23 protein-coding genes are annotated in these 22,174 nt (G+C 73.9%); 10 read left to right on the top strand and 13 right to left on the bottom strand.

Going from position 1 to position 22,174, the window contains the following annotated elements; genetic code table 11:
* Positions 1 to 85 precede the first annotated feature (85 nt).
* Positions 86 to 1,447: an FtsW/RodA/SpoVE family cell cycle protein gene (locus IE305_RS20180; RefSeq protein WP_229891241.1), complete on the bottom strand. Its 1,362-nt coding sequence runs from the start codon at positions 1,445 to 1,447 to the stop codon at positions 86 to 88.
* Positions 1,448 to 1,656: 209 nt separating this feature from the next.
* Between IE305_RS20180 and IE305_RS20175 the strand changes: the two genes are divergently transcribed.
* On the top strand, positions 1,657 to 2,310 hold the full coding sequence (locus tag IE305_RS20175; protein ID WP_190131070.1) for a DUF998 domain-containing protein: 654 nt from the start codon (positions 1,657 to 1,659) through the stop codon (positions 2,308 to 2,310).
* A 65-nt stretch (positions 2,311 to 2,375) separates the two neighbouring features.
* Here IE305_RS20175 and dmpI read toward each other — a convergent pair whose 3' ends face one another.
* From dmpI to IE305_RS20160, 3 genes are all read right to left on the bottom strand, one after another.
* Positions 2,376 to 2,558 carry a 4-oxalocrotonate tautomerase DmpI gene (gene dmpI, locus IE305_RS20170; RefSeq protein WP_229891239.1) on the bottom strand — a complete coding sequence of 61 codons (183 nt, stop codon included), beginning with the start codon at positions 2,556 to 2,558 and terminating at the stop codon, positions 2,376 to 2,378.
* Positions 2,559 to 2,679: 121 nt separating this feature from the next.
* Complete coding sequence (locus tag IE305_RS20165; RefSeq protein ID WP_190131068.1) at positions 2,680 to 3,591, bottom strand: LysR family transcriptional regulator; 912 nt, start codon at positions 3,589 to 3,591, stop codon at positions 2,680 to 2,682.
* Positions 3,592 to 3,613: 22 nt separating this feature from the next.
* Positions 3,614 to 4,537: a LysR family transcriptional regulator gene (locus IE305_RS20160; RefSeq protein WP_190131067.1), complete on the bottom strand. Its 924-nt coding sequence runs from the start codon at positions 4,535 to 4,537 to the stop codon at positions 3,614 to 3,616.
* Positions 4,538 to 4,607: 70 nt separating this feature from the next.
* Here IE305_RS20160 and IE305_RS20155 point away from each other — a divergent pair, with 70 nt between their 5' ends.
* Together IE305_RS20155 and IE305_RS20150 are read left to right on the top strand one after the other, a co-directional pair.
* The gene (locus IE305_RS20155; RefSeq protein ID WP_190131066.1) at positions 4,608 to 5,537 is read left to right on the top strand and encodes an EamA family transporter; all 930 of its coding nucleotides are present in this window, start codon (positions 4,608 to 4,610) and stop codon (positions 5,535 to 5,537) included.
* Between the two features lie 138 nt (positions 5,538 to 5,675).
* A complete protein-coding gene (locus IE305_RS20150; protein ID WP_190131065.1) occupies positions 5,676 to 6,137 on the top strand; it encodes an SRPBCC family protein in 462 nt (153 codons plus the stop codon).
* Between the two features lie 91 nt (positions 6,138 to 6,228).
* On the opposite strand, the gene IE305_RS20145 is transcribed toward IE305_RS20150, so the two are convergent.
* On the bottom strand, positions 6,229 to 7,704 hold the full coding sequence (locus IE305_RS20145) for an MFS transporter (RefSeq protein ID WP_190131064.1): 1,476 nt from the start codon (positions 7,702 to 7,704) through the stop codon (positions 6,229 to 6,231).
* Positions 7,705 to 7,866: 162 nt separating this feature from the next.
* Here IE305_RS20145 and IE305_RS20140 point away from each other — a divergent pair, with 162 nt between their 5' ends.
* Complete coding sequence (locus IE305_RS20140) at positions 7,867 to 8,739, top strand: helix-turn-helix transcriptional regulator (RefSeq protein ID WP_190131063.1); 873 nt, start codon at positions 7,867 to 7,869, stop codon at positions 8,737 to 8,739.
* 7 nt (positions 8,740 to 8,746) lie between these two features.
* On the opposite strand, the gene IE305_RS20135 is transcribed toward IE305_RS20140, so the two are convergent.
* Positions 8,747 to 9,697, bottom strand: a complete 951-nt coding sequence (locus tag IE305_RS20135) for a GlxA family transcriptional regulator (protein ID WP_190131062.1) — start codon at positions 9,695 to 9,697, stop codon at positions 8,747 to 8,749.
* Positions 9,698 to 9,899: 202 nt separating this feature from the next.
* On the opposite strand from IE305_RS20135, the gene IE305_RS20130 reads away from it, so the two are divergent.
* The gene (locus IE305_RS20130) at positions 9,900 to 10,556 is read left to right on the top strand and encodes a DJ-1/PfpI family protein (protein WP_190131061.1); all 657 of its coding nucleotides are present in this window, start codon (positions 9,900 to 9,902) and stop codon (positions 10,554 to 10,556) included.
* A gap of 42 nt (positions 10,557 to 10,598) precedes the next feature.
* Here IE305_RS20130 and IE305_RS20125 read toward each other — a convergent pair whose 3' ends face one another.
* On the bottom strand, positions 10,599 to 11,174 hold the full coding sequence (locus IE305_RS20125; RefSeq protein ID WP_190131060.1) for a phospholipase: 576 nt from the start codon (positions 11,172 to 11,174) through the stop codon (positions 10,599 to 10,601).
* Positions 11,175 to 11,533: 359 nt separating this feature from the next.
* Here IE305_RS20125 and IE305_RS20120 point away from each other — a divergent pair, with 359 nt between their 5' ends.
* Entirely contained in the window at positions 11,534 to 11,911 is a 378-nt protein-coding gene (locus IE305_RS20120) for a peptidase inhibitor family I36 protein (protein WP_190131059.1), read from the top strand.
* Here the strand turns inward: IE305_RS20120 and IE305_RS20115 are convergent.
* Positions 11,889 to 12,950 carry a methyltransferase gene (locus IE305_RS20115; protein ID WP_190131058.1) on the bottom strand — a complete coding sequence of 354 codons (1,062 nt, stop codon included), beginning with the start codon at positions 12,948 to 12,950 and terminating at the stop codon, positions 11,889 to 11,891. The genes IE305_RS20120 and IE305_RS20115 overlap by 23 nt on opposite strands.
* A gap of 152 nt (positions 12,951 to 13,102) precedes the next feature.
* Positions 13,103 to 13,666 (bottom strand): GlcG/HbpS family heme-binding protein, encoded by a 564-nt coding sequence (locus IE305_RS20110; RefSeq protein WP_190131057.1) that lies wholly within the window; start codon positions 13,664 to 13,666, stop codon positions 13,103 to 13,105.
* 156 nt (positions 13,667 to 13,822) lie between these two features.
* Between IE305_RS20110 and IE305_RS20105 the strand changes: the two genes are divergently transcribed.
* The 4 genes from IE305_RS20105 to IE305_RS20090 all read left to right on the top strand — a co-directional run bounded on the left by IE305_RS20105 (position 13,823) and on the right by IE305_RS20090 (position 17,242).
* The gene (locus tag IE305_RS20105) at positions 13,823 to 15,118 is read left to right on the top strand and encodes a sensor histidine kinase (RefSeq protein WP_190131056.1); all 1,296 of its coding nucleotides are present in this window, start codon (positions 13,823 to 13,825) and stop codon (positions 15,116 to 15,118) included.
* Positions 15,115 to 15,744, top strand: coding sequence for a response regulator (locus IE305_RS20100; RefSeq protein ID WP_190131055.1), 630 nt, complete (start codon positions 15,115 to 15,117; stop codon positions 15,742 to 15,744). Before IE305_RS20105 ends, IE305_RS20100 begins: the two co-directional genes overlap by 4 nt.
* 109 nt (positions 15,745 to 15,853) lie before the next feature.
* Positions 15,854 to 16,525 carry a DUF4360 domain-containing protein gene (locus tag IE305_RS20095; RefSeq protein WP_190131054.1) on the top strand — a complete coding sequence of 224 codons (672 nt, stop codon included), beginning with the start codon at positions 15,854 to 15,856 and terminating at the stop codon, positions 16,523 to 16,525.
* 54 nt (positions 16,526 to 16,579) lie between these two features.
* Positions 16,580 to 17,242 (top strand): DUF4360 domain-containing protein, encoded by a 663-nt coding sequence (locus IE305_RS20090; protein ID WP_190131053.1) that lies wholly within the window; start codon positions 16,580 to 16,582, stop codon positions 17,240 to 17,242.
* Here IE305_RS20090 and IE305_RS20085 read toward each other — a convergent pair.
* From IE305_RS20085 to IE305_RS20070, 4 genes are all read right to left on the bottom strand, one after another.
* On the bottom strand, positions 17,196 to 18,044 hold the full coding sequence (locus tag IE305_RS20085; RefSeq protein ID WP_190131052.1) for a cytochrome c oxidase assembly protein: 849 nt from the start codon (positions 18,042 to 18,044) through the stop codon (positions 17,196 to 17,198). The two genes, IE305_RS20090 and IE305_RS20085, sit on opposite strands and share 47 nt — an antisense overlap.
* Positions 18,044 to 18,550 carry a DUF2243 domain-containing protein gene (locus tag IE305_RS20080; RefSeq protein WP_229891237.1) on the bottom strand — a complete coding sequence of 169 codons (507 nt, stop codon included), beginning with the start codon at positions 18,548 to 18,550 and terminating at the stop codon, positions 18,044 to 18,046. The genes IE305_RS20085 and IE305_RS20080 overlap by 1 nt, the downstream gene beginning before the upstream one ends.
* A gap of 126 nt (positions 18,551 to 18,676) precedes the next feature.
* A complete protein-coding gene (locus IE305_RS20075) occupies positions 18,677 to 20,677 on the bottom strand; it encodes an FG-GAP-like repeat-containing protein (RefSeq protein WP_190131051.1) in 2,001 nt (666 codons plus the stop codon).
* 140 nt (positions 20,678 to 20,817) lie between these two features.
* On the bottom strand, positions 20,818 to 22,140 hold the full coding sequence (locus IE305_RS20070) for a GntR family transcriptional regulator (RefSeq protein WP_190131050.1): 1,323 nt from the start codon (positions 22,138 to 22,140) through the stop codon (positions 20,818 to 20,820).
* Between the last annotated feature and the right edge of the window lie 34 nt (positions 22,141 to 22,174).

Raw genomic sequence — 22,174 nt, 5'->3', positions numbered from 1 at the left:
ACGACGAGCCCGACGTGATCGTCAACAACTACTACGAGGACTGACCCGCACCGGGGCGTCCGCGCTCGGCGGCGCGCGGACGCCCCTACTCCGCTTCCTCCGCCTCCGCCCTGGCCCGCCCCGCCGCGTCGCTGATGCGGATCAGCAGGGCGATCATCAGCCAGTTGGCCACCAGCGACGACCCGCTCTTGGCGAGGAACGGCAACGCCTTGCCCGTCAGCGGAATCAGCCCCATCACCCCGCCCGCCACGACGAACACCTGGAGCGCCAGCGCCGCCGCCAGCCCCACGGCCAGCAGCTTGCCGAACGGGTCGCGCGAGCGCAGCGCCACGCTGAAGCCGCGCTGGGCCAGCAGGCCGTACAGGACCAGCACCGCCATCGTGCCGGTCAGCCCCAGGTCCTCGCCCACCGTGGTGAGGATGAAGTCGCTGCGGCCCGCGAAACCGATGAGCTCCGGGTGGCCCCGCCCCAGCCCCGCCCCCGTGACCCCGCCGCTGCCCATGCCGAACAGCGCCTGCGCGGCCTGCGGCGAGAACGTGCTGTGCGGCTCGAACGCGGCGAACGGGTGCAGCCACGCCTCGACACGCCCCTTGACGTGCGGCTCCAGAGACCCCACGACGCCCGCGCCCACCGCCGCCATCAGCACGCCGCACAGCACCCAGCCGGTGCGCTCCGTCGCCGCGTACAGCATCACCACGAACAGCCCGAAGAAGATCAGCGACGTGCCCAGGTCCCGCTCCAGCACGAGCACCAGCAGACTCAGCACCCACACCGTCACGATCGGCCCCAACTGCCGCCCCGGCGGCAACCGCACGCCCAGCACCTTGCGCCCCGCGAGGGCCAGCGCGTCACGGTGCACGACGAGGTAGCCCGCGAAAAACACCGCGATCATCGTCTTCACGAACTCGCCCGGCTGGAACGACAACGGCCCCAGGAAGATCCACCGCTTTGCCCCGTACGTGTCGCCCGGGAAGAACGCGGGCGCCATCAGCAGCACCAGCGCCACGGCCATCGTCAGATAGATGTAGCGCTGCAACCGGCGGTGGTCCCGCAGCACCACCAGCACCCCGACGCACAGCGCCACGCCGATGACCGTCCACATCAGCTGGCCCGACGCGGTCGCCCCCGCGTGGTACCGCCGCTCGTAGGCGGGGTCCAGCCGGTACAGCAGCACGAGCCCGAACGCCGACAGCAGCACCGCCAGCGGCAGGATCAACGGGTCCGCGTACGGCGCCCAGCGGCGCATCACCAGATGCGGCACGAACGCCAGGCACACCGTGCCCACGGCGAACACCACCACGCCGTCCGGCACTTGGCCCGCCCCGGCCAGACCCGTACTGACGTAACCGAAACAGCTGATCAGCACGGCCAGGACGAGCAGCACCGCCTCGCCGCGCCGGCGCACTGCGACGGTACGGACGGTCTCCGGGTCACTCCAACGGTTCACACGGCTCACACCCGTGAGGATGGGCGGCGAGCCCTGAAGGAAAACGGACGGTCCTGAAAAAGCCTTCAACACGCCCCGGCAGGCTCCCGGGCAAGCCACGGCAGGTAGGGGCTGCCCCAGGCCGGATGCGGGGGTGTGCCGGAGTGACCGGGGCCCGCGCCGGGTGATCAGCTGGGGGCACGGCAGTTGGTGCGAAAGCAGGGGGACAGGTGAAGGCTCGGTGGGGAAGCGCCGCATGGGTCGTCGGTGCGGTGCAGTTCTTCGCGCTGCACGGCGTCGTCGAGTCGGCGTGGGAGAAGCCGTACAGCTGGGCGGGGAACAACATCAGCGACCTGGGCAACGCCCTGTGCGCGACGCAGCCGGAACCCGAACCGCGGTACATCTGCTCGCCCGAACACGCCCTGATGAACGGCTCGTTCGTCGCGCTGGGCATACTGCTCGCCGTCGGCGCCGTGCTGACCGGTGCGCTGTGGCGCAGAGGCGGCACTGCGACAACGGCCCGGCTGTTGCTCGCCGGTGCCGGAGGCGGGTTCGTGCTGGCCGGCCTGGCACCGGCGGACCTGCACGAGAACCAGCACATGCTGGGGGCGCTGCTCGTCATGGGGATCGGTAACACCGGTCTGCTGCTGGCGGGGGCCGGCCTGGCCGGCGACGGCCGCGGCGTGCTCCGCTGGGTGACCGGCCTGTTGGGCCTCATAGGCCTGACGGCCTTCGGGTTCTTCCTCTCCCACCACTATCCGGGTCTCGGCATGGGAGGCATGGAGCGGGTGGCGGCGTTCCCGCTCCTCATAGGGACGCTGGCTGTCGGCGCCCACGGCTTGCTGCGCCGGGAGGCGGACGGGCCGGTGGCCCGCACCCGCTGAACGGGTCCCGCGAGCGGGCCCGGCTGCGGCGGGGGAGTGGCCCCCGCCGCTGCGGGCCGCCGGGCCTACTTGTCGGCGGTGAGCTTGCCCGCGACGCCCCAGCTGTCGGCGGGGACCTCGTGGATCCAGACCTGGACGGCCTCCGCGGGGATCTTCAGGGAGTCGACGAAGGCGTCGGTGACGCGGGCGACCAGTTCGCGCTTGAGCTCGATGTCGCGGGGGCCCTGCTGGATGGTGACGATGGGCACGGTGTGCTCCTTGGGTCGGTGAGGGGCGCTGCACCGGCGGTTCCGGTGCGGTGTCGCCGCCTGGGAACACTTCATCGCAGGGGAGGGGGTCCGACCCAGACCCGAATGCCTCTCGCAACGATCACAAAAGATGATCGTTGCTGGTCAGAGTGGCTGTCAGCAGCTCCAGCAGGGGTGAGACGGTTCCGTTGCGGACCACGAGCTCGACGGGCAGCCGCAGGCCGGGGCCGGCGAAGGGGACGAAGGCGACCCTGGGCACGTGCATGCGGCGGGCGTTGCCGGCGTAGACGACGGTCCACATCGGGGCGGCGCCCGAGCCGATGGCGGCCAGCGTGTCCTGGAGGTTGCTCGTCGCGGGTCCCGGCAGCGGGCTGAAGCCGGCCTGCCCGCACGCCGTGAGGAGGAGGCCGACGAGCGTCGGGTGGTTGCGGCGTTCGGTCAGGCACAGCGGGAGCTCCGCAAGGTCCGCCAGCGCGACCGCCTCCTGCCGCGCGAGCGGGTGCCGGGCGGGCATGGCCGCCACCAGCTCCTCGTCCCACAACCGGCGGCGCTCCAGCGGCGCCTGCTCCTGCGACGGCTGCTGCGGCGGCGCCCCGCGGACGAACGCGGCGTCCAGCTGCCCGTCGGCGAGCCGGGCCAGGCGTTCCCGTACCGGTACGGAGACCAGCTCCACCCGCACGTCGGGCGCGTGCTCGCCGAAGGCGTCGAGGAGCTGGTCGAGCCGCTCGCCGAGACCTGTGACCGTGCCGAGCCGGAAGACGCCCTGCCGGCCCTCGGCGAGCCGCGCCGCCACGGCCCGGGCCTCGTCGTGCGCCGCCAGAACGGCGCGCGCCGCCGGCAGGAAGGCTTCGCCCGCCGGGGTGAGGCGGACGGTCCGCGGAGTGCGGTCGAACAGCCGGAGCTTCAGCTCGCGTTCCAGCCGCCGGACCAGCTGACTGACGGCGGGCTGGCCGATCACCAGCCGTTCCGCGGCGCGCCCGAAGTGCAGTTCCTCCGCGACGGTGACGAAGTAACGCAACTGACGCAGTTCCACGAACCCTCCCCCTCCAGCCGGTCTACCGCGGACGATCCTCCCCCATGGCTCCGGCCGTCCGGCCGAGGGGCCGGGAAACGGAATCCCGGCCGTCGCCCGCGAGAACCTCGCGCGCCAGGGCGAGCAGGTCCGGTACGGCCGGGTGCCCCGGCCCCCGCCGCCAGGTGAGAAAGACGGGCACCGGCGGCGCGTCCACCAGCGGGCGGTGGACCAGCGACGGGTGCATGTGGCTGCTGGGCGTGGCCGACGTCGACACCCCGATGGCACGACCCGCGGCGATGGTCATCAGCCACTCGTCGGTGTTGGTCACCTCGATCGTCGCGGCGGGCCGGGCCGCCACCGGCCACAGGCCGAGCGTGGTGGTGCCGGAGACCGTGTTGAGAGCGACCGGATACGCGGCCAGGTCGGCCAGGGTCACCCGGGGCAGGCCGGCCAGCGGGCTGTCCGCGGGCAGGACCGCCACCCGCTCCTCCGACAGCAGCAGTTCCGTGTGGAGCCCGTCCACGGCGACCGTGCCGCGCAGCAGTGCCGCGTCGACCCTGCCCTGCGTGAGCCCGGCCGTGGGGTCGTCGATGCGGAGCAGGTGCAGGGGCGTACGGGGGTGCGTCTCGTCCCAGCGGCGCAGCAGCGTGACGGTGCGGTCGCCCAGCGCCGCCCAGGTGTGGCCGAGACGCAGGGGCCGGCTCCGCAGGCCGGCGGGGTCGAGGGCCGCGTCGACGGCGGCCACGGCGGCGAGGGCCTTGTCGCGGAAGGCACGGCCCTCGGCGGTCAGCTCCAGGTGGTGCGTGGAACGGTCGACGAGGCGGGTGCCGAGGCGGTCCTCCAGCTGGCGCAGGGTGCGTGAGAGCGCCGGCTGGCTCAGGTGCAGGCCCGCGGCGGCACGCGTGACGTTGCCCGCCTCGGCGATGGCGAGGAAGGCCCGCAGATGCCGCAGCCCGATGGTCATGTCCGCAGAGTATAACCGCAGCGGAGGAGGCATTTCACAGGGCGCGGTCCGGGTTTCTACCGTGGAGGGCATGACCACCCCCGTGCGCAGTTCGTCCCCGGCCACCCGCCCGCCGGCCACCCGTCCACCGACCGTCCTCCGTGGCCCCGCCATCCGCGGCAGTGCGGGCGGCACCGGTATCGGCGTCGGCCTCGTCCTGGCCGGGGCGGTGTCGGTCCAGTTCGGGTCGGCCTTCGCCGCGCTGCTGTTCCCCCGCGCCGGGGCGCTCGGCACGGTCGCGCTGCGGGTGACGCTGGCCGCGTCGCTGCTGCTGCTCGTGACCCGGCCGCGGCTGCGCGGGTACACGCGCGGCGACTGGGCGGTGGCCTGCGGGTTCGGCCTGGCCCTCGGCGGCATGAACATCCTCTTCTACCAGGCGATCGACCGCATCGCGCTGGGTCCGGCGGTCACCCTGGAGGCGCTGGGCCCGCTGCTGCTGTCGGTCGTCGTCTCCCGCCGCCGCGCCACCGTGCTGTGGGCCGCCCTGGCCCTGGCCGGGGTCTGCCTGCTGGGCCGGGGCGGCTTCGGCCGGCTCGACCTCACGGGCACGGCCTTCGCGCTCGGCGCCGGGGTCATGTGGGCGGCGTACATCCTGTTCAGCACCCGCGCCGGCGCCCGCTTCCCGCGGCTGGACGGCCTGGCGATCGCCATGGCCGTCGCCGCCCTGGTCAGCCTTCCCCTGGGCGTCGGCACCGCCGGCGCGGCCCTGCTCGAACCGGGCGTGCTCGGCCTGGGCCTGGCGATCGCGGTGCTGAGCTCGGGCGTGCCCTACGCGCTGGAACTCCTCGCCCTGCGCCGGTTGCCCGCGGCAACCTTCGCGGTGCTCACGAGCCTGGCCCCGGCCCTGGCCGCGCTCGCCGGCTACCTGGTGCTGGACCAGGCCCTGTCGCTGCCGCAGTGCGCCGCGATCGCGATGGTCGTCACAGCCGGTGCGGGCGCCGTACGGACCGGTACCCGCTGACCCCCGCCCCGGCCCCTCCGGCACCTTTTGGGACGTGATGTGTGCTTAAGCGGGTGCATCCGTGGTACCCGCACGGGTGTGCCGGGCGCGACGGCCCCACCGCCGCGCCGCCGTCCCGAGAGCGAGGGAGAATCCCTGATGAGCATGGTGAAGGAGACCGTAGAGGTCGACGTCCCGGTCCACACCGCGTACAACCAGTGGACGCAGTTCGAGGAGTTCCCCAACTTCATGGAGGGCGTCGAGGAGGTGCGGCAGGTCGACGACCGCCACAACCACTGGACCACCAAGATCGGCGGCGTGCGCCGGGAGTTCGACACCGAGATCGTCGACCAGCTCCCCGACGAGCGGATCACCTGGCGCACCATCGGCGGTGACACCCGCCAGAAGGGCACCGTCAGGTTCCAGCGCGTGGACGAGGCCCATACGCGGGTGGAACTGGCCATGGAGGTCGAACCGAGCGGAGCCGCCGAGAAGGCCGCCGACATGACCGGCACCATCGGCCGGCGCGTCAAGGGCGACATGCGGCGCTTCAAGGACTACATCGAGCACCGGGGCGACGAGACGGGCGCCTGGCGCGGCCGGATCAGGCCGGGAGGCTGACCGCCCCCGCCCGGGCCCTCGCCCGGGCCCCGCACGGGCGCGAGGCGTAAGGCCGTACGGCCCTACGCCTCGCCCCGCCCCGCTGCGGCCGTCAGCCCCGCGCGCCCCCGCGCGGCAGGCGGGTCGCCAGCACCGCCGTCACCGCGAGCACGGCGCCCACCACCACGAGGCCCCAGCGCATCCCGGAGAGTGAGAAGTCCTCCCCGCCGTCCTGGAGCAGCATCCCGAACAGGGCGACGGACAGGGCGCCGCCCGTCTGCCGCAGGGCGTTGAGCAGACCCGAGGCCGTGCCCGCCCGGTGCTCCGGGACGGCCTCCATGAGCAGGGCGGTCAGCGCCGGGACGGCCAGGGCCCCGCCCACGCCCGTCGGGGCGAGCAGCAGCACGACGGCCCACACCGGCGTGGTCCCGGTGAGCGCGAGCAGCACCCCCATGGCCAGGGCCATCAGCGTCATGCCGGCCGCGATGACCGCGCGGCGGCCGAACCGTTCCGCCAGGCGCGGCGATATGAGGTTCATCGCCGTGGTGACCGCCGCCAGCGGGACGAACACCAGCCCCGCCGCCGTCCCGGACAGGCCGCGCAGCTGCTGGAGGTACAGGCCGATCAGGAAGACGACGCCGTAGAAGCCGGCGTTGAGCGCGAAACCCGCCGCCAGCGGCACGGTCACCTGCCGCCGGCGCAGCAGGCCGAGCGGCACCATCGGTGCCGCGTGCCGCTTCTCCGCCGTCACGAAGGCGGCGCCGCCGGCCACCGCCACGGCCGCCGCGAGGAGCACCGGCCCGGACGTCCAGCCCCGGTGGCCGCCCTCGATGACCGCGTACGCCAGACCGGCCAGGGTGGCCACGGCGCTCAGCTGCCCCGGGAGATCCAGCGGCGCGGGACGGCGCGCGGACCGCGCGGTACGCGCCAGCAGCACGAGGATCACCACGCCGACCGGCAGGTTCAGGAGGAACACGGCACGCCAGTCCACCGCTTCGGTGAGCACGCCGCCGAGCACCGGCCCCGCCGCCATGGCCACCGAACCGCCCACGGTCCACAGCGCGATGGCGCGGGCCCGCAGCCGCGCGTCGTCGTACGCCTGGCGGACGAGCGCCAGCGAGGCCGGCATGACGACGGCGGCCGCCGCGCCCTGCACGATCCGCGCCCCGATGAGCGCACCGATGCCCGGCGCCACCGCGCAGCCGAGGGAGGCGAGCGTGAACAGCGCCACGCCCCAGGCGTACGCCCGCCGCGCCCCGGCCCGGTCGGCCAGCGCCCCGGCGGAGAGCATCAGGGCGGCGAACATCAGCGTGTACGAGTCGACGACCCACTGCAGGCCGGTCATCCCGCCGTGCAGGGACGAGCGGATCGCGGGCAGGGCGATGTTGACGGCGGAGACGTCGATGGTGATGACGCTGAAGCCGAGCAGCGAGGCCACCAGGGCCACGGCCCCGGACCGTCGGCCCGGGGCGGCAGCAGCCGGGGCGGCCGCGGCAGCGGAGGACACGACGGACGGAGCCGGGGACGGAGCGGACGGGGCGGGCGGGGCGGCGGGGCGCTGCTGCGGCGGGACCGTGGCGGGCGGCATGGGGCGGGACCTTTCCTGGCGTTTCCTGGGGCCGGCACCGGCCGGCGTTCACCACTTTCGGCCCTCGCCGGGCAGGGCGACAGACCGCGCCGTGCCGGGGTGCCCGGTGCCTGGCCGTGACACGGCCCCCCACGACCGGCGGCAGCCTGCGATCATGGAGGGATGACACACGCCACCGAACTGGGCCGGTACCTGCGGGCCCGCCGTGCGCGGATCTCCCCGCAGGAAGCGGGGCTGCCCGCCGGCACCGGCATACGCCGCACACCGGGCCTGCGCCGCGAGGAACTGGCCACGCTCGCCGGCGTGAGCGTCGACTACTACACGCGGCTCGAACGCGGCCGGGAGACCAACCCCTCGCCGGCCGTCATCGACGCCCTCGGCCGGGCCCTGCGCCTGTGCGGCGACGCCCACGAACGCCTCCAGGACCTCGCCGACCTGGCCTCCGGACGCCAGGACCGGTCACGGGCCGGAACCGGCCAGTACACCGTCCGGCCGTCCGTGCAGCGCATGCTGGACGCGCTGCGCCCGCTGCCCGCGTACGTCGTCACGCCGTTCAACGACCTGCTCGCCGCGAACCTGCCCGGCCGGCGGCTCCTGCCGGGCCTGTGGGACTGGCCGGCGGAACAGCGGAACGTCACCCGCTACCTGTTCCTGCACCCCGAGGGGCGCACGCTCTACGAGCCGTGGGAGGAGACCGTCTCCATGTCGGTGGCCCACCTCCGCGCGGTCGGCGGCGCCGACCCGGACGCGCCCCGGCTGGCCGCGCTGGTCGGCGAACTGCTGCTCAAGTCACCCGACTTCGCCCGCCTGTGGGAGCGGTACGACGTCAAGGAACGCTCCGGCGGCCGGAAGACGTTCGCCCACCCGAAGGCCGGCCGGATGACGCTCACCTTCGAGGTGATGAAGCTGTCCGGTTCGGGCGGACTGCGGCTGGTCGCCTACCAGGCGGAGCCCGGCAGCGCCGACGAGGCGGCCATGCTCACCCTCGACCCGGCGGCCCGCATGTCGCAGCCGGAGACGCACGAAACCGTCTAGAGGCGTATCAGCGCGCGCCGCCGCGGAAAGCGGCCCGGTACGCCTGCGGGGTCGTGCCGGTGACGCGCTTGAAGCGTTCCCGGAAGGCCGTCGCGGAGCCGAAACCGGCCTGGCCTGCGATCCGTTCGACGGAGTGGTCGCTGTGCTCCAGCAGGTACTGTGCCCGCCGGACACGGGCGCGGAGCAGCCATTGCAGGGGCGTCGTGCCGGTCTGCTCGCGGAAGCGGCGGCCGAACGTCCGCGTGCTCATGCCGCAGCGCGCCGCCATGACGTCCAGGGTGAGGTCCTCGCCGAGGTGGTCCTCGATCCACGACAGGGCCGGTTCCAGCCGCGACCCGCGGGGCACGGGCGGCCGTTCGTGCACGATGTACTGTGCCTGACCGCCTTCCCGTTCCAGAGGGGCGACGGCCAGCCGGGCGGCGTCCGCGGCCACGGCCGACCCGAGGTCACGGCGGACCATGTGCAGGCACAGGTCCAGCCCGGCGGACGCCCCCGCGGACGTCAGCACCTGGCCGTTGTCCACGTACAGCACGTCGGGCCGTACCTCGACGCGCGGGTACAGCTCGGCGAGGCGCGCGGCCGCGGCCCAGTGCGTGGTCGCGGGCAGGCCGTCCAGCAGACCGGCCGCGGCCAGCGTGAACGCACCGGCGCAGACGGAGGCGATGCGCGCCCCGCGCGCCGCCGCGTCCCGCAGTGCCTCCAGGGCCCGTTCCGGCGGCGGGCCCGCGTCCTCCTCGCGCCCCGGCACCACGATGGTGCCGGCGCCGGCCAGGGCCTCCAGCCCCCACGGGGCGTGCAGGGTGCACGCCGCGGTCGGTACGTCCGGCTGCGTGCCGCACACCCGTACCCGGTACGGGCGGCTCCCGTCGGGGAGCCGGACGCGGCCGAACACCTCGACCGGTACGGCCAGGTCGTAGACCACCGTCCCGTCCAGCGCCAGGATCGCCACCGTGTGCACCGGAGCAGCCTACGTCGCGTCCGCCCGCGGAGTGTGGCGAGAACCCGGTGGGACCTGTCGGTCCTGCCCATGTCGGGGCCGTCCGCCGCTGCCTAGCGTGAGCACCGCTGCCGCTCCCCGGCGGACGAGTCGCCGGCGCAACGGAAGCGCACCGCAAAGCGGCACGGCAGCGGAATGCAGCGGAACGAGAGGAATCACCGGCATGCTCGCGCAATTCGCCCTGTTCGACGGCTTCGACCCCCTGGACGTCATCGCTCCGTTCGAGGTCTTCTGCGCCGCGAGGGCCTTCACCGACCGGGTGGACGCCGAATTCGCCTCCGCCGAAGGCGCCCGCGACGTCCCCAGCTCGATTCGCGCCGTCTCCTTGCGGGCCACCGCCCCTCTGGACCCCGACCGCGCCGGCCTGATCGTCGTGCCCGGCGTCGCCGGCACGCTCCCTCCGCAGGGCAAGGACGCCGCTCCGCGCGGACCGCAGCCGGCGGACACGGTGCCCGACATCATCAGGCGTGCCCTGGCGACGGGGCTGCCCGACGTCCTCGCCAAGGCGCTGGCCACGCCCGGCACCACCGTGGCGACGGTGTGCGGCGGCTCCCTGGTCCTGTCGATGGCCGGGCTCGTCCGGGGCCGCCACGCCACCACCCACCACCAGGGCCTGGAACTGCTCGGCCGGGGCGGCGTGCACGTCACCCGGGCCCGCGTCGTCGACGACGGCGACCTGGTGACCGCCGGCGGCGTCACCTCGGGCCTCGACCTCGGCCTGTACCTGCTGGAACGCGAGACCGGCCCCGGCGTCGCCCTGGCCGTCGAGGAGCTCTTCGAGCACGAACGCCGGGGCGTGGTCTGGCGCGCCCCGGCGTGATCACCCGTGCCCGGGCCGCGAGGGCCCGGGCTCAGGGACGGATCAGAGGTGACCCATGGTGCGGACGGCCTGGTAGTACTTCTTGGCCACCACGAGGCAGGCGTCGCGCTGCGTCTGCGGGATCGGGCCCCACTGGGTGCGGCACACGAACTGCATGTCGTCGAGGAACGTGTCGTCGACCCGCTTCTTGGCGCCCTCGGTGAAGGCGTTCATCGCCTTGTAGTTGCGGTACCCGAAGTCGTGGTGCCGGCAGGCGAACCCGAAGTGGAAGCCGAGCGGGCTGTCCGAGGCGTTGGTGCAGCCGTCGCTGTTCCAGTTGAACTTGTACGGGTCCTTGCCGTGCTTGGCGTCGTCGTACGCCCGGGCCCAGATGCTGTTGATCGTGTTCTGGCCCGTCAGCTCGTGGAGCCGGTTCAGCTTGGCGGCCCGGCTGACGGCGTCGAGGCCGGAGCCGTCGTCGGCTCCGGTGTCGCCGTCGTCGGCCGTCACGGCCGACACGGCGGCCGGCTGTGCGGTGCGGCCGGCGGCGCCGTCCTGGGCGAACGCCGGAGTGCTGATCGAGAAGGCCATGACGCCGCTGAGCGCGGCACCGGCCAGGGCAGCACTGAGTTTCTTCACACTTCCCCCTGGGAATGGTCATCGAGACGAAGCGATGCGTCCCGGGCGCGGGGGCCGCGGGGGAGGTCCCCCCCACCGGCCCCAGTACCACCGCGAGCTGCGGTGTTCCCCCGTGGTGCCCGAGCGCCGACGCAGGCTATCCCAGGAACTCCCGTACCCCCTCGCTCACTTGCACGCCACTCGCACCCGCACGGAGCGCATGGTTCCGCGGTGCGCGGCGTCGCCGCTGACACCTTCCGTACCGCGTTGTCCGCGGTATCCGTGTCGTCCCCATAGGGGCCGTCGTTACGGAGATGACCAGCCATGAGGGACGATCCGGGACGAGGTGTGCGATGAGGAGACGGACGAGGGGACGGCTGATGTCCGCGGCCGCCGTGCTGTTCATGGGGGCCGTGGCCGCGCTGCCGGCGCAGGCGGCCCGGGCCGGGGCGGTGCCGATCTGCCCCACCGTCGTCGGCCTGTGCACGTGGCCCGAGCCGAACGCGGAGGGCGGGGCGAGGATGCTGCAGCGCCCCGAGCCGCGCCTCGTGCCGGTGGTCCGCAGCGCGAAGAACCAGACCAGCCGGAAGTGGTGCCTCTACCCCAAGCCGTCCTACGGCGGCGAACCCTTCGTCCTCCACCCGGCCTTCTACACGCCGGGCCTCGGCCTGGAGGCACGTTCCGCCCGCCCCTGCCCCGACCCGCAGCCGAAGCCGCGTCCTTCGCCGAAGCAGGTCAGGCCGGCCGGGCCTCGATGAGCCGGAAGGGATGGGGGTGCGGCAGCGGGTGGACGGTCTCCAGCCGGAAGCCCGCGGTCGCGCACAGGGCCGCGAAGTCGTCCTCGGTGCGTTCCCGGCCGCCGAGGTTGACCAGCATGTTGAGGTCGCTGAGGTAGGCCAGGCCGGGGTCCCCGGCCGGTACCGCCGGCGGCAGGACGGGTTCGACGATCAGGAGGGCGCCGTCGTCCGGCACGGCCTTCCGGACGTTGCCCAGAATGGTCGCGCACTGTGCGTCGTCCCAGTCGTGGAGCACGCTCTTCAGCAGGTAGAGGTCGCCGCCCGGCGGGACCGAGGCGAAGAAGTCGCCGGTCACCGTGGTGGCGCGGTCCGCAAGGCCGTCGGCGGCGAAGCGTGCCGCGGCCTGCGCCAGCCCTTCGGCGGTGTCGTGGACGATGCCCCGCAAGCCCGGGTGCGCGCGCAGGATTGCCGAGAGCAGCGTCCCGTCCCCGCCGCCCACGTCCACGACGCACGCGAAGCGGCCGAAGGCGTAGTGGTGGGGAATGATGTCCGCGGCCGCCCGGGTGGCCTGGCCCATGGCCGCGTTGAACTCGGCGGACAGCTCCGGACGGGTCGTCAGGTAGCCGAAGAAGTCCGTGCCGAAGACGGTGTCGAAGGAGGGCCGGCCCGTCCGCAGGCTCTCCTCGAGGTGTTCCCAGCCGCGCATCATCACCGGGTCGGTGAACGTCGTCGCCACCGCGAGCATCGAGCCGGGCACGCCGGAGCGCAGCAGCGCGCCGGCCGGCGTCGACCGGAAGGTGCCCGGCTCCGTCTCCACGAGCAGCCGCTCACCCGCCAGCGCGCGCAGCAGCCGGTGCGCCGGCCCGGGAGGGATGCCGAGGGCCTCCGCGAGGCCGGCGGCGGTGCGTTCCCCGTCGCCGAGCAGGTCGAAGATCCCCAGCCGTGCGGCGGTGCCCAGGAGGTGCGTCCGCATCTGGGCGAAGGCCAGGTCGAGAATGGTGCGGACGTGCTGCCCCTCGGCGGCGGTGCCGGACTGCTCCTGGTCGGCCGTCCCGGTCATGGCGCCCCTCTCGTCATGGCGCCGCCGGGCGTTCCCCGGAGGCGCCCTCTGCACGAAGTCGCGAAGTTAGGTAAGCCTAAGTCGCCCGCCGTGGCGGGGGCAATCCCCGTGGCGTGACCGCCGGCGGCGGGCGACGGGACCGGAGGACGCGGCTACTCGGCCGCCTTCCCCAGCGCGGCAACGCCCGCCCGGGCGAACTTCTCGTCCAGGTCGCCGCTGGGCGCCCCCGCGACGCCGACGGCCGCCACCGGCGCACCGCCCACCTGCACCGGAGCACCGCCCGGCAGGAAGAGCGTGCCGGGGATGTCCTTGAGGTTCGGCGTCTGGGAGAGGCGGCCCACCAGGACGGACGTCGGGGCGTTCCAGGAGACCGCGGTGAACGCCTTCTTCTCCGCGGACACGTACGACTGCGGGCCCGCGCCGTCGCCGCGCAGGGTGACGAGGGTGTTGCCGTTGCGGTCGACGACAGCCACGGACACCTTCTGGCCCTCCTTCCCGGCGGCCTCCAGACTGGCCCGGGCGGCCTTGAGGGCCGCCGCGACCGACAGGTGCGTGGACCGGTTCAGGTCGCCGCCGGCCGGGTCGGTCGCGACCGCGGCCTTCGGGGCGGCCCCGGCCGCCTCGGCGGGGGCGGCGGCGTGGGCGGCGACGACGCCGACGGTCCCGGCGGCGACGACGGCGGCAGCAGCGGCGAGGAACTTCTTGGTGTTGGTCATGCCACGATCCTCCGGCCGCCCCACGCCCCGGCCCGTCGGCCCGGCGGCTCGTCCCGCCCGGCACGACGGCCGACCCCCGTATCGGCCGATCGGTTGATGCGAGGATGGTCCCCCCGGGTCACGATGAGCGGGAACACGCAGGTCGAGGAGGGTTGCATGCGGCGGACGGAGGCGGCGGAACGGACCGCCGCGGAGCCCGTGCAGGCTGCGCCCGAGGGCCCGGCGCCCGCCCTCGCGGAGGCCACGGCCACCGGCGAGCGCCGGCTGGGACTCGTCATGCACGCCGCGTTCTTCCTCCTGCTCGCCGCCTCCCTCGCACGCTTCCTGATCCGCCACCCCGGCGAGCCCCGCACCCCGTGGATCATCACGCTGTGCACCGGCCTCGCCCTGCTGTACGTCCTCGGGCCCGGCCCCTTCGCACGCCCCGCCCCGCGCCGCCTCGCCTGGCTCGGCGCGGTCGTCGCCGTCTGGACCGTCCTCGTCGTGCTTGCGCCCAGCTTCGCCTGGTGCGCCGTACCCCTGTTCTTCACCGGGCTGCGCACCCTGCCGCCGCGCACGGCCCTCGTCCTCGTCGCCGTGCTCACCGCGTTCGTGGTGGGCGCCCAGCTGAAGCTGTCGGCCGGCGGCTTCGACCCCAACCTCGTGCTCGCCCCGCCGGCCGTCGCGGCGATCGCCACCGCCGTCTTCGTCCACATGCGGCGCCAGTCCGAGCAGCAGCGGCAGCTCATCGACGACCTCATCCGCACCCGGCGCGAGCTGGCCGCCACCGAGCGCCGCGAGGGCACCCTCGCCGAGCGGCAGCGCCTGTCCATGGAGATCCACGACACCCTCGCCCAGGGCCTGTCCAGCCAGCAGATGCTGCTCCAGGCCGCCGACCGGCTGTGGACGACCGACCCCGCGACGGCCCACCGGCACGTCCGCACCGCCGCCGCCGTCGCCGGCCACAACCTGGCCGAGGCGCGCCGCTTCGTCCGCGACCTCGCCCCCGCCGACCTCGCCGGCGACGGCACCCTCGAACAGGCCCTGCGCGCCCTGGCCGCCCGCGCCGCGCAGGAACCCGGCGGCCCGGCGGTCGCCTGCCACACCGAAGGCACCGCCGTCCCGCTCCCCGGACAGGTCTCCTCCGCGCTGCTGCGCATCGCCCAGGGCGCCCTGGCGAACGTCCGCGAACACGCCGGCGCCACCACCGCCACGCTCACCCTCACGTTCCTCGGCGACCAGGTGGTCCTGGACGTCGCCGACGACGGCCGCGGCTTCGACGCCACGGCCCTCCCCGCCGCCGCACCCGCGGCGGCGCCCGGCGGGCGCGGCCACGGCCTGCCCGCCATGCGGGCCCGGGTCCGGCAGCTGGGCGGCACCCTGACCGTCGAGACCGCGCCCGGCGAGGGCACCGTCCTCTCCGCCGCCATTCCCCTGGAAGCCGCCGTCACCCACCCGGAAGCCCGCCCATGAGCGCAACCCCTGTCCGCGTCATCCTCTGCGACGACCACGCCGTGGTGCGGGCCGGGCTGCTCGCCCTGCTCGGCAGCGAGCCCGACATCGAGGTGGTGGGCGAGGCCGGCAGCGGCGAGGAGGCCGTGGCCACCGCCGCGAAACTCCGGCCCGACGTGGTGCTGATGGACCTCCAGCTCGGCCCCGGCATCGACGGCGTCGAGGCCACCCGGCGCATCTCCGCCACCGGCGTCCACGTCCTCGTCCTCACCACGTACGACACCGACGCCGACATCACCCGGGCCATCGCCGCGGGCGCCACCGGCTACCTGCTCAAGGCCGAACGGCCCGAGGAGCTGTTCACGGCGATCCGCTCCGCCGCGCAGGGCCGCACCACCCTGTCCCCGCCGGTCGCCAGCCGCGTCATGAACCGGCTGCGCGGCGCCGCCCGCCCCGCCCTGACCGCCCGCGAACTCGACATCCTCGGCAAGCTCGCCCAGGGCCTCGGCAACCGCGACATCGCCCGCGACCTGTTCATCAGCCAGGCCACCGTCAAGACCCATCTGGGCCGCATCTACGACAAACTGGGCGTCGACACCCGGGCCGGCGCGGTCGCCGTCGCCAAGGAACAACGTCTGCTGCCCTGACCCCCGGCGAACGACAGGTTCGACTCAACTCGGCCTGTACGCACCCTCCCCCCGGTGCTGGGATGAACGGCACCCAGCCACGCACCTCCGTCCCAGGGGGAGGGATCCCATGCACCGACCGCACGGATCACGCCGAGCACTGAGACCCGCGCTGATCGCCGGCGCCACCGCCGTCCTCGTGGCCGCCGCCGCCACACCGTCACCCGCGGCCACCGCACCGAAGCCCCCGCCGGACCGCGTCGTCATCGACGTGGTGGCGGTCAACGGCTCCGGCTGCCCGGCCGGCACCGCCGCCGTATCGGTCGCCGCCGACAACACGGCGTTCACCGTCACGTACAGCGACTACACCGCCCAGGTCGGCGTCGGCGCCAAACCGACCGACTTCCGCAAGAACTGCCAGCTCGGCCTGAACGTCCACGTCCCGCAGGGCTTCACCTACGCCATCGCCCGCGCCGACTACCGCGGCTTCGCCCACCTGGAGGACGGCGCCGCCGGCATGGAACGCGCCAGCTACTACTTCCAGGGCTCGGCGAACACCACCTCCGTCAGCCACCGTTTCACCGGCCCCCTCACCGACAACTGGCAGAGCTCCGACGTCACGGCGGCCGACGCCCTCGTCTACGCCCCCTGCGGCGTCCAGCGCATCCTCAACGTCAACACCGAGCTGCGCGTGGGCGCCGGCACCTCCGACCCGCGCACCACCACCAGCTTCATGGCCATGGACTCCACCGACGGCAGCGTCAACACCCTCTACCACTTCGCCTGGAAGGAATGCCCCTGACCCGGCGCCCGTGACCCGGTGCCAGTGGTGCTCCAGCGAGTGGGAGGGAACCCCATGACCAGACCGGCGGCAATCGCCTGCGCGGCCGCGGCGGCCGCGGCACTCAGCCTCTCGACGTGCCTCTCGACGCCCGCCGCGGCCGCCGACGGCACACCCCCACCGGACAAGATCGTCATCGATGTCGTGGCGGTCAACGGCTCCGGCTGCCCCGCCGGGACGGCGAACGTCAACGTCTCACCGGACAACACGGCCTTCACCGTCTCCTACAGCCACTACGTCGCCCAGGTCGGCGTCGGCGCCAAACCGACCGACTTCCGCAAGAACTGCCAGCTCAGCCTGAACGTCCACGTCCCCCAGGGCTTCACCTACGCCGTGGCGCAGGCCGACTACCGCGGCTTCGCCCACCTGGAACCCGGCGCCAAGGGCCTGCAACGGGCCAGCTACTACTTCCAGGGCATGTCCCAGACCACGTACACGAACCACAACTTCACCGGCCCGCACAGCGAGGACTGGCAGGTCACCGACACCACCGACCTCGACGCCGTCGTCTACGCACCTTGCGGCGCCCTGCGCAACTTCAACATCAACACCGAGCTGCGCGTCGACGCGGGCACGTCCGACCCGGCCAGGACCACCAGCTTCCTGGCCATGGACTCGACGGACGGCAGTATCAACACGCTGTACCACTTCGCCTGGAAGCAGTGCCCCAAGCGGTGAACCCGGCCGCGGACCCACCGGCGGCCCGGCCCCTTCCGGGCCGCCAGGTGGCCACCAACGCCCCCGCCAGGAGGAGTTCCGCGACGTCCCCGCCGTAGTACATGATCTCCGCGCCCTGCTGCACCTGGCCGACGGGCGCGTGGACGTCCACGAAGAACCCGCCGTACAGGGCCTGCGCGATCAGGGCGTGCGCGGCGATCGCCACGCCCAGGTACACCAGCCGGGCCCGCACCCCGGGCCGCCCGGGCGCGGGATCGGGACCGGCCACGGCATGGGCGAAAAGACACCCCGAGACCAGGAAGTGCACCCCCATCAGCGCATGCCCGGCCGGGTGGGCCATGGCGGCGTCGTACAGCGGGGTGAAGTACAGCGGCACCAGGCTGCCCGTGCTCAGCACCAGGGCCACCGCCGGGTGGGCCGCCACGCGCGCGGGCCGGCTGTGCAGGACGGCGGTGACACGACGGGCCCCGCGGGGCGGGAGGGCACGCAGCAGCAGCGTGACCGGCGCGGCCAGGACCAGCGCCAGGGGCGCGTACATCCCGACGAGCATGTGCTGGGCCATGTGCCCGCGGAAGTCGGTGTGCGCGGCCGGTGCCAGTGGCGGCAGCAGCGCGACGCCGAGCAGGACGAGCCCGGCCAGGAACGACGCCGACCGCCAAGGGGACCAGCCCTGCACCGGATTGCGGCGACGGGCCCGGCGTACGCCGAGGACGTGGACAGCGGCGCAGGCGAGGAGGACGAGGAGGACGGCGAGGTGCAGGGGCGACAGCGGGGCAGCGGTGCCATGGCCGGGGTGGTGCATCAGCGACGCCCGCTCGTGCCGCGCTGGAGCGCGTGGCCGCCGAGGAGCAGCAGGCCGCCGAGGACGAGGAAGCCGGCGTCCCACCACGCCTGGTGGGGGCCGCCGTGGACGTGGTGGATGCCCAGAATCTGGTGGTCGAGCAGGCCCTCGACGAGGTTGAACACGCCCCAGCCCGCCACGATCCACCCCCACAGCACCCGCGACGTCCACACCGCCCGCCGGTTCTCGGTGACGCGGGCGTGCAGCAGGGCGAGCCCCAGGAGGACGGCGAGCCAGCACACGACGTGGAAGATGCCGTCCCACACCGTGTTCATCTCCAGGCCGGAGACCGTGTGCGGGTCGTAGTACCGCACGCCGACGCGGTCGTGGTTGGTGCTGCTGAGCATGTGGTGCCACTGGAGGAGCTGGTGCAGCAGAATGCCGTCGGCGAACCCGCCGAGCCCCACCCCCAGCACGATGCCCGGCAGGACGACGGCCCGGTCTGCGTCGCTCACCGTGGCACTCACCGCTGTCTCCCTTCGCTGCCCATGCGCGCGGACCTCTCGCACACGGCTTCCCGCCGGCGCCGTTCCGACGCACACGCATCGGCCCCGGCCGGAAGCCGGGGGCCGATGCGTGTCACACGCCGGGGTTCACCACCCGTCGGTCATGCGCAGCGGTGCGCTGAAGTCCGCGCCGCCCCGGTTCACCCACTGCCGCAGGACGCCCGACTCGTCGTCACGGGCGAGCAGGTGGGCGGTGCCGCCGCCGTAGAAGGTGCCCGCCGTCGTCTCGGAGTAGTGCCAGTCGCGTACCACGGGCTTGCCGAGGTCGGCCCGGTCGAAGGTGCCGTCGCCGTCGCCCTTCCAGAGGAAGAGGTCGCCGTTCGCGCCGCGTGCCACGAGGTCGGGCCTGCCGTCGCCGGTGAAGTCGCCGGCCGTGGTCTGGGTGTAGTTCCAGCCGTCGGTCATCGTCGTCGGGTCGCCCAGGGTGCCGCCGCGCCGGCCGTACCAGCGGTGGAGGGTGCCGCCGGCGTCGCGGGCGAGGAGGTCGGCGACGCCGTCGCCGTCGAGGTCGGCGGCCGTGGTCTGGGTGTAGTGCCAGTCGTCATAGAGCTTCCGCCGGGCGTCGAAGGTGCCGTCGCCATGGCCGGCCCACATGTACAGGTCGCCGTCGGCGGCCTTGCCGATCAGGTCGGCCTTCCCGTCGCCCGTGACGTCGCCGGCCTTCGTCTCCGTGATGTTCCAGCCGGTGGTGAGAGGGTGGTCCCGGTCGGGGCGGGAGAAGGTGCCGTCCCCGAGCCCCTTCCACAGGTAGAGCTTGGCTTCGCCGTCGGTGGTGCGGGCGACGATGTCGGCGATGCCGTCGCCGGTGAAGTCGGCCGCGGTGGTCTGCGTGAAGTTCGGCGTGAAGGGGGAGGGCGGCACGGGACCGGCGAGGGCGTCGGCGAGGGCCTGGGAGCCGTTGTCGGTGAAGTGCAGCTTGTCGGCGTCGGTGCGGTAGGCGGTGAAGACCCGTTCCGTGTCGAGCGGGTCCCGGGTGGCCTGGTCGAAGTCCACGCGCGCGTCGATGTCGGACGTCGTGCGGATGTACGCGTTGACCTGCCGGCGCACGGCCTCCCGTTCCGGGGTGTAGCGCCAGAACCCCTTGAACGGCGGGATCGTGGCCACCGTCATGGGGACGCCGGCGGCGCGCGAGCGCTGGGCGAGCCGGCGGATGCCTGCGACGAGGTCGTCGGCCTTGGCGTCGTTGACGATGTCGTTGATGCCCTCGTAGAGGATCACCGACTTCACGTTCGGCTGGGCGAGCACGTCCCGGTCGAAGCGTTCGAGCGTGCTCTCCCCGTAGGCGGCCCGCTCCCCCCGCGTGAGGAGACGGTTGGCGGAGAGACCGGCGTTGGAGACGCCCATCGGACGCCCCTGGGCGCGCAGGGACCGCGCGTAGTCGTCGGTCCAGCGGCGGTTGGCGTCCTTGGTCGTGGCGCCGACGTCGGTCTGCGAGTCGCCGATGGCGACGACGGTCCCCGGGTTGCCGTCGGCGGTGACGTCCAGCCCGCTCAGGAAGGCCCAGTGGCCCTCGTCGCGGGTGGAGTAGCCGGAGCCGCCCGGGTCGTCGGTGCGGTCCGCCGGGCCCGAGAGGTAGGTGGTGGTCCAGGCGTCGGGGTGGTACGGCGCCGTCTGGACGGGGTTCGGCAGGAAGAGGCTGACGAGGAGGTCCTCGTCGGCCTTCACGGGGAACGCCACCGGGTCGCTGTACCGGCTCTCCCCGGGCCCCAGCACCACCTGGCGGCCGCCCCCGAACGTCAGGGTCGCGGGCCGGCCCACGGCGGCCGCGCCGCCGGCGCGGTGGGCGAGGGTGGCGTGCCCGATGGTTACGGGGCTCTTGCTGAAGGTGTTGCTCAGCTGGATGCGTGCGGTGCTGCCGCCGATGCTCGTGTGCACGACCATGCGCAGCGTCTGCTGCCCGGACACCCCGGACGCGTCGGACCCCGCTGCGGTGGCCAGCGCCGTGCCCCAGGACCTCGTCCACGAGGCGTCCGGGCCGGCGGCGTGCGCCTCCTGCCAGGCCGGTTGCACCGTCAGTGTTCCGCACGCGAGCACCAGCACGGCGGCTGCCCGCAGTCGTCCGCCGCGTGACGACAGAGACCTTCTCATCCCATCTCCCCGTTCATGTGAGCATGTCCGGCGTCACCGGACAAAGATCATCTTCACATTCAGGGCCGGATTGCGCTAGATCGAATGTTCGAATATGTCGCGCCGAAACGCCGCACGGGAAGGTGGCCCGTGCGGCGCCGTCAGCCGCCGTACGTCGTCTGCGACTCGGCCAGGGCGGCGGCGAAGTCGCGGGCCAGGCGGGGCGCTTCCGGTTCCGGCAGGGCCGCCGTGGTGATGCGGACGCCGGGGGTGCTGCCGATGCGGAAGCGCGCGCCGGCGGCGACCCACCAGCCATGGGTGCGGAGACCGTTGACCACCGCCGATTCGTCGCGTACGGGGACCCACACGTTCATGCCGCTGTTGCCGTGGGCGGTGATGCCGTGCCGGGCGAGCGCGTCGAGGAGCGCGTGGCGCCGGGCGGCGTACGTGGGCCCGGCGCGCTCGACCAGGGCCCGGGTGGCCGGGTCCGTCATGAGGGCGAGGACGGTCTCCTGGAGCAGGTGGCTGACCCAGCCGGAGGTCAGCAGCAGCCGCCCGTCGTGGCGGGCCAGCGTCGTCGCGTCGCAGGCGGCCGCGGCCCAGCGCAGGTCGGTGCCCAGGTACTTGGTCACCGTCGCCACGTGGGCCCAGCGGCCCAGGTGCCCGCCGGCCGTGAGGGAGTGCAGGGGAGCGGCGGAGACGGCTCCGGCGTGGTCGTTCTCGACGACGAGGACGTCGGGGGCCCCGGCGAGGACGGCGACGAGGGCGTCGCGGCGCGCCGGGGACAGGTAGCCGCCGTACGGGTTCTGCGCGCGGGGACTGCAGACGACCGCCCGCACCCCCGCCTTCAGCGCGGCCCGCAGGGACTCGGGGCGCATGCCCTCGCCGTCGACCTCGACGGCGAGGGTGCGCAGGCCCAGGGCGGTGACGAGGTCGAGGAGGTGGTGGTAGCCGGGGTCCTCCAGGGCCACGGCGTCGCCGGGGCGCAGTTCGACCGAGAGCAGCCGCCCGATCAGGTCGAGCGCCCCGTGGGCGAAGGTGATGTGCTCCACCGGCACGCCGTCCGCGCCGAGCCACTGGCGTACGGCGTCCTCCAGGCGCGGCAGCCGGGGCGCGGTGCGGTGCGGGCGGGCGCCGGGCGAGAGCCGGGTGGGCGGCAGCAGGTCGGGGAGGAAGGCGGGGTCGGGGAGGCCGCCGGCCAGGTCCCGCAGCCCTTCGGGCACCGGCGGCGGACGGCGGGAGGCGACGGCGGGCGCGGGGGCGACGACCGTGCCGCCGCGGCCCCGGGTGACGACGATGCCGCGGCGCCGGAGCTCCTGGTACGCGGTCGCGACGGTGCCGGGGCTGATGCCGAGGTCCTGGGCGAGCCGGCGGACCGGGGGGAGGGCGGCCCCCGGCGCCAGGGCGCCGTCGGCCACGGCGCGTTCGACGGACGCGGAAACGTCCTTGGCTGTCGTCCCGGTGATGCCATATTGTTCTGTCACATACTCAAGTATGTATCAATACAAATAGCTTGAG

Origin of the sequence: Streptomyces mashuensis (assembly GCF_014654785.1) — a bacterium.
Taxonomy (GTDB): Bacteria; Actinomycetota; Actinomycetes; order Streptomycetales; family Streptomycetaceae; genus Streptomyces; species Streptomyces mashuensis.
Note: the sequence above shows the minus strand (reverse complement) of the source record. Positions and strands in the feature narration are given on the sequence as shown.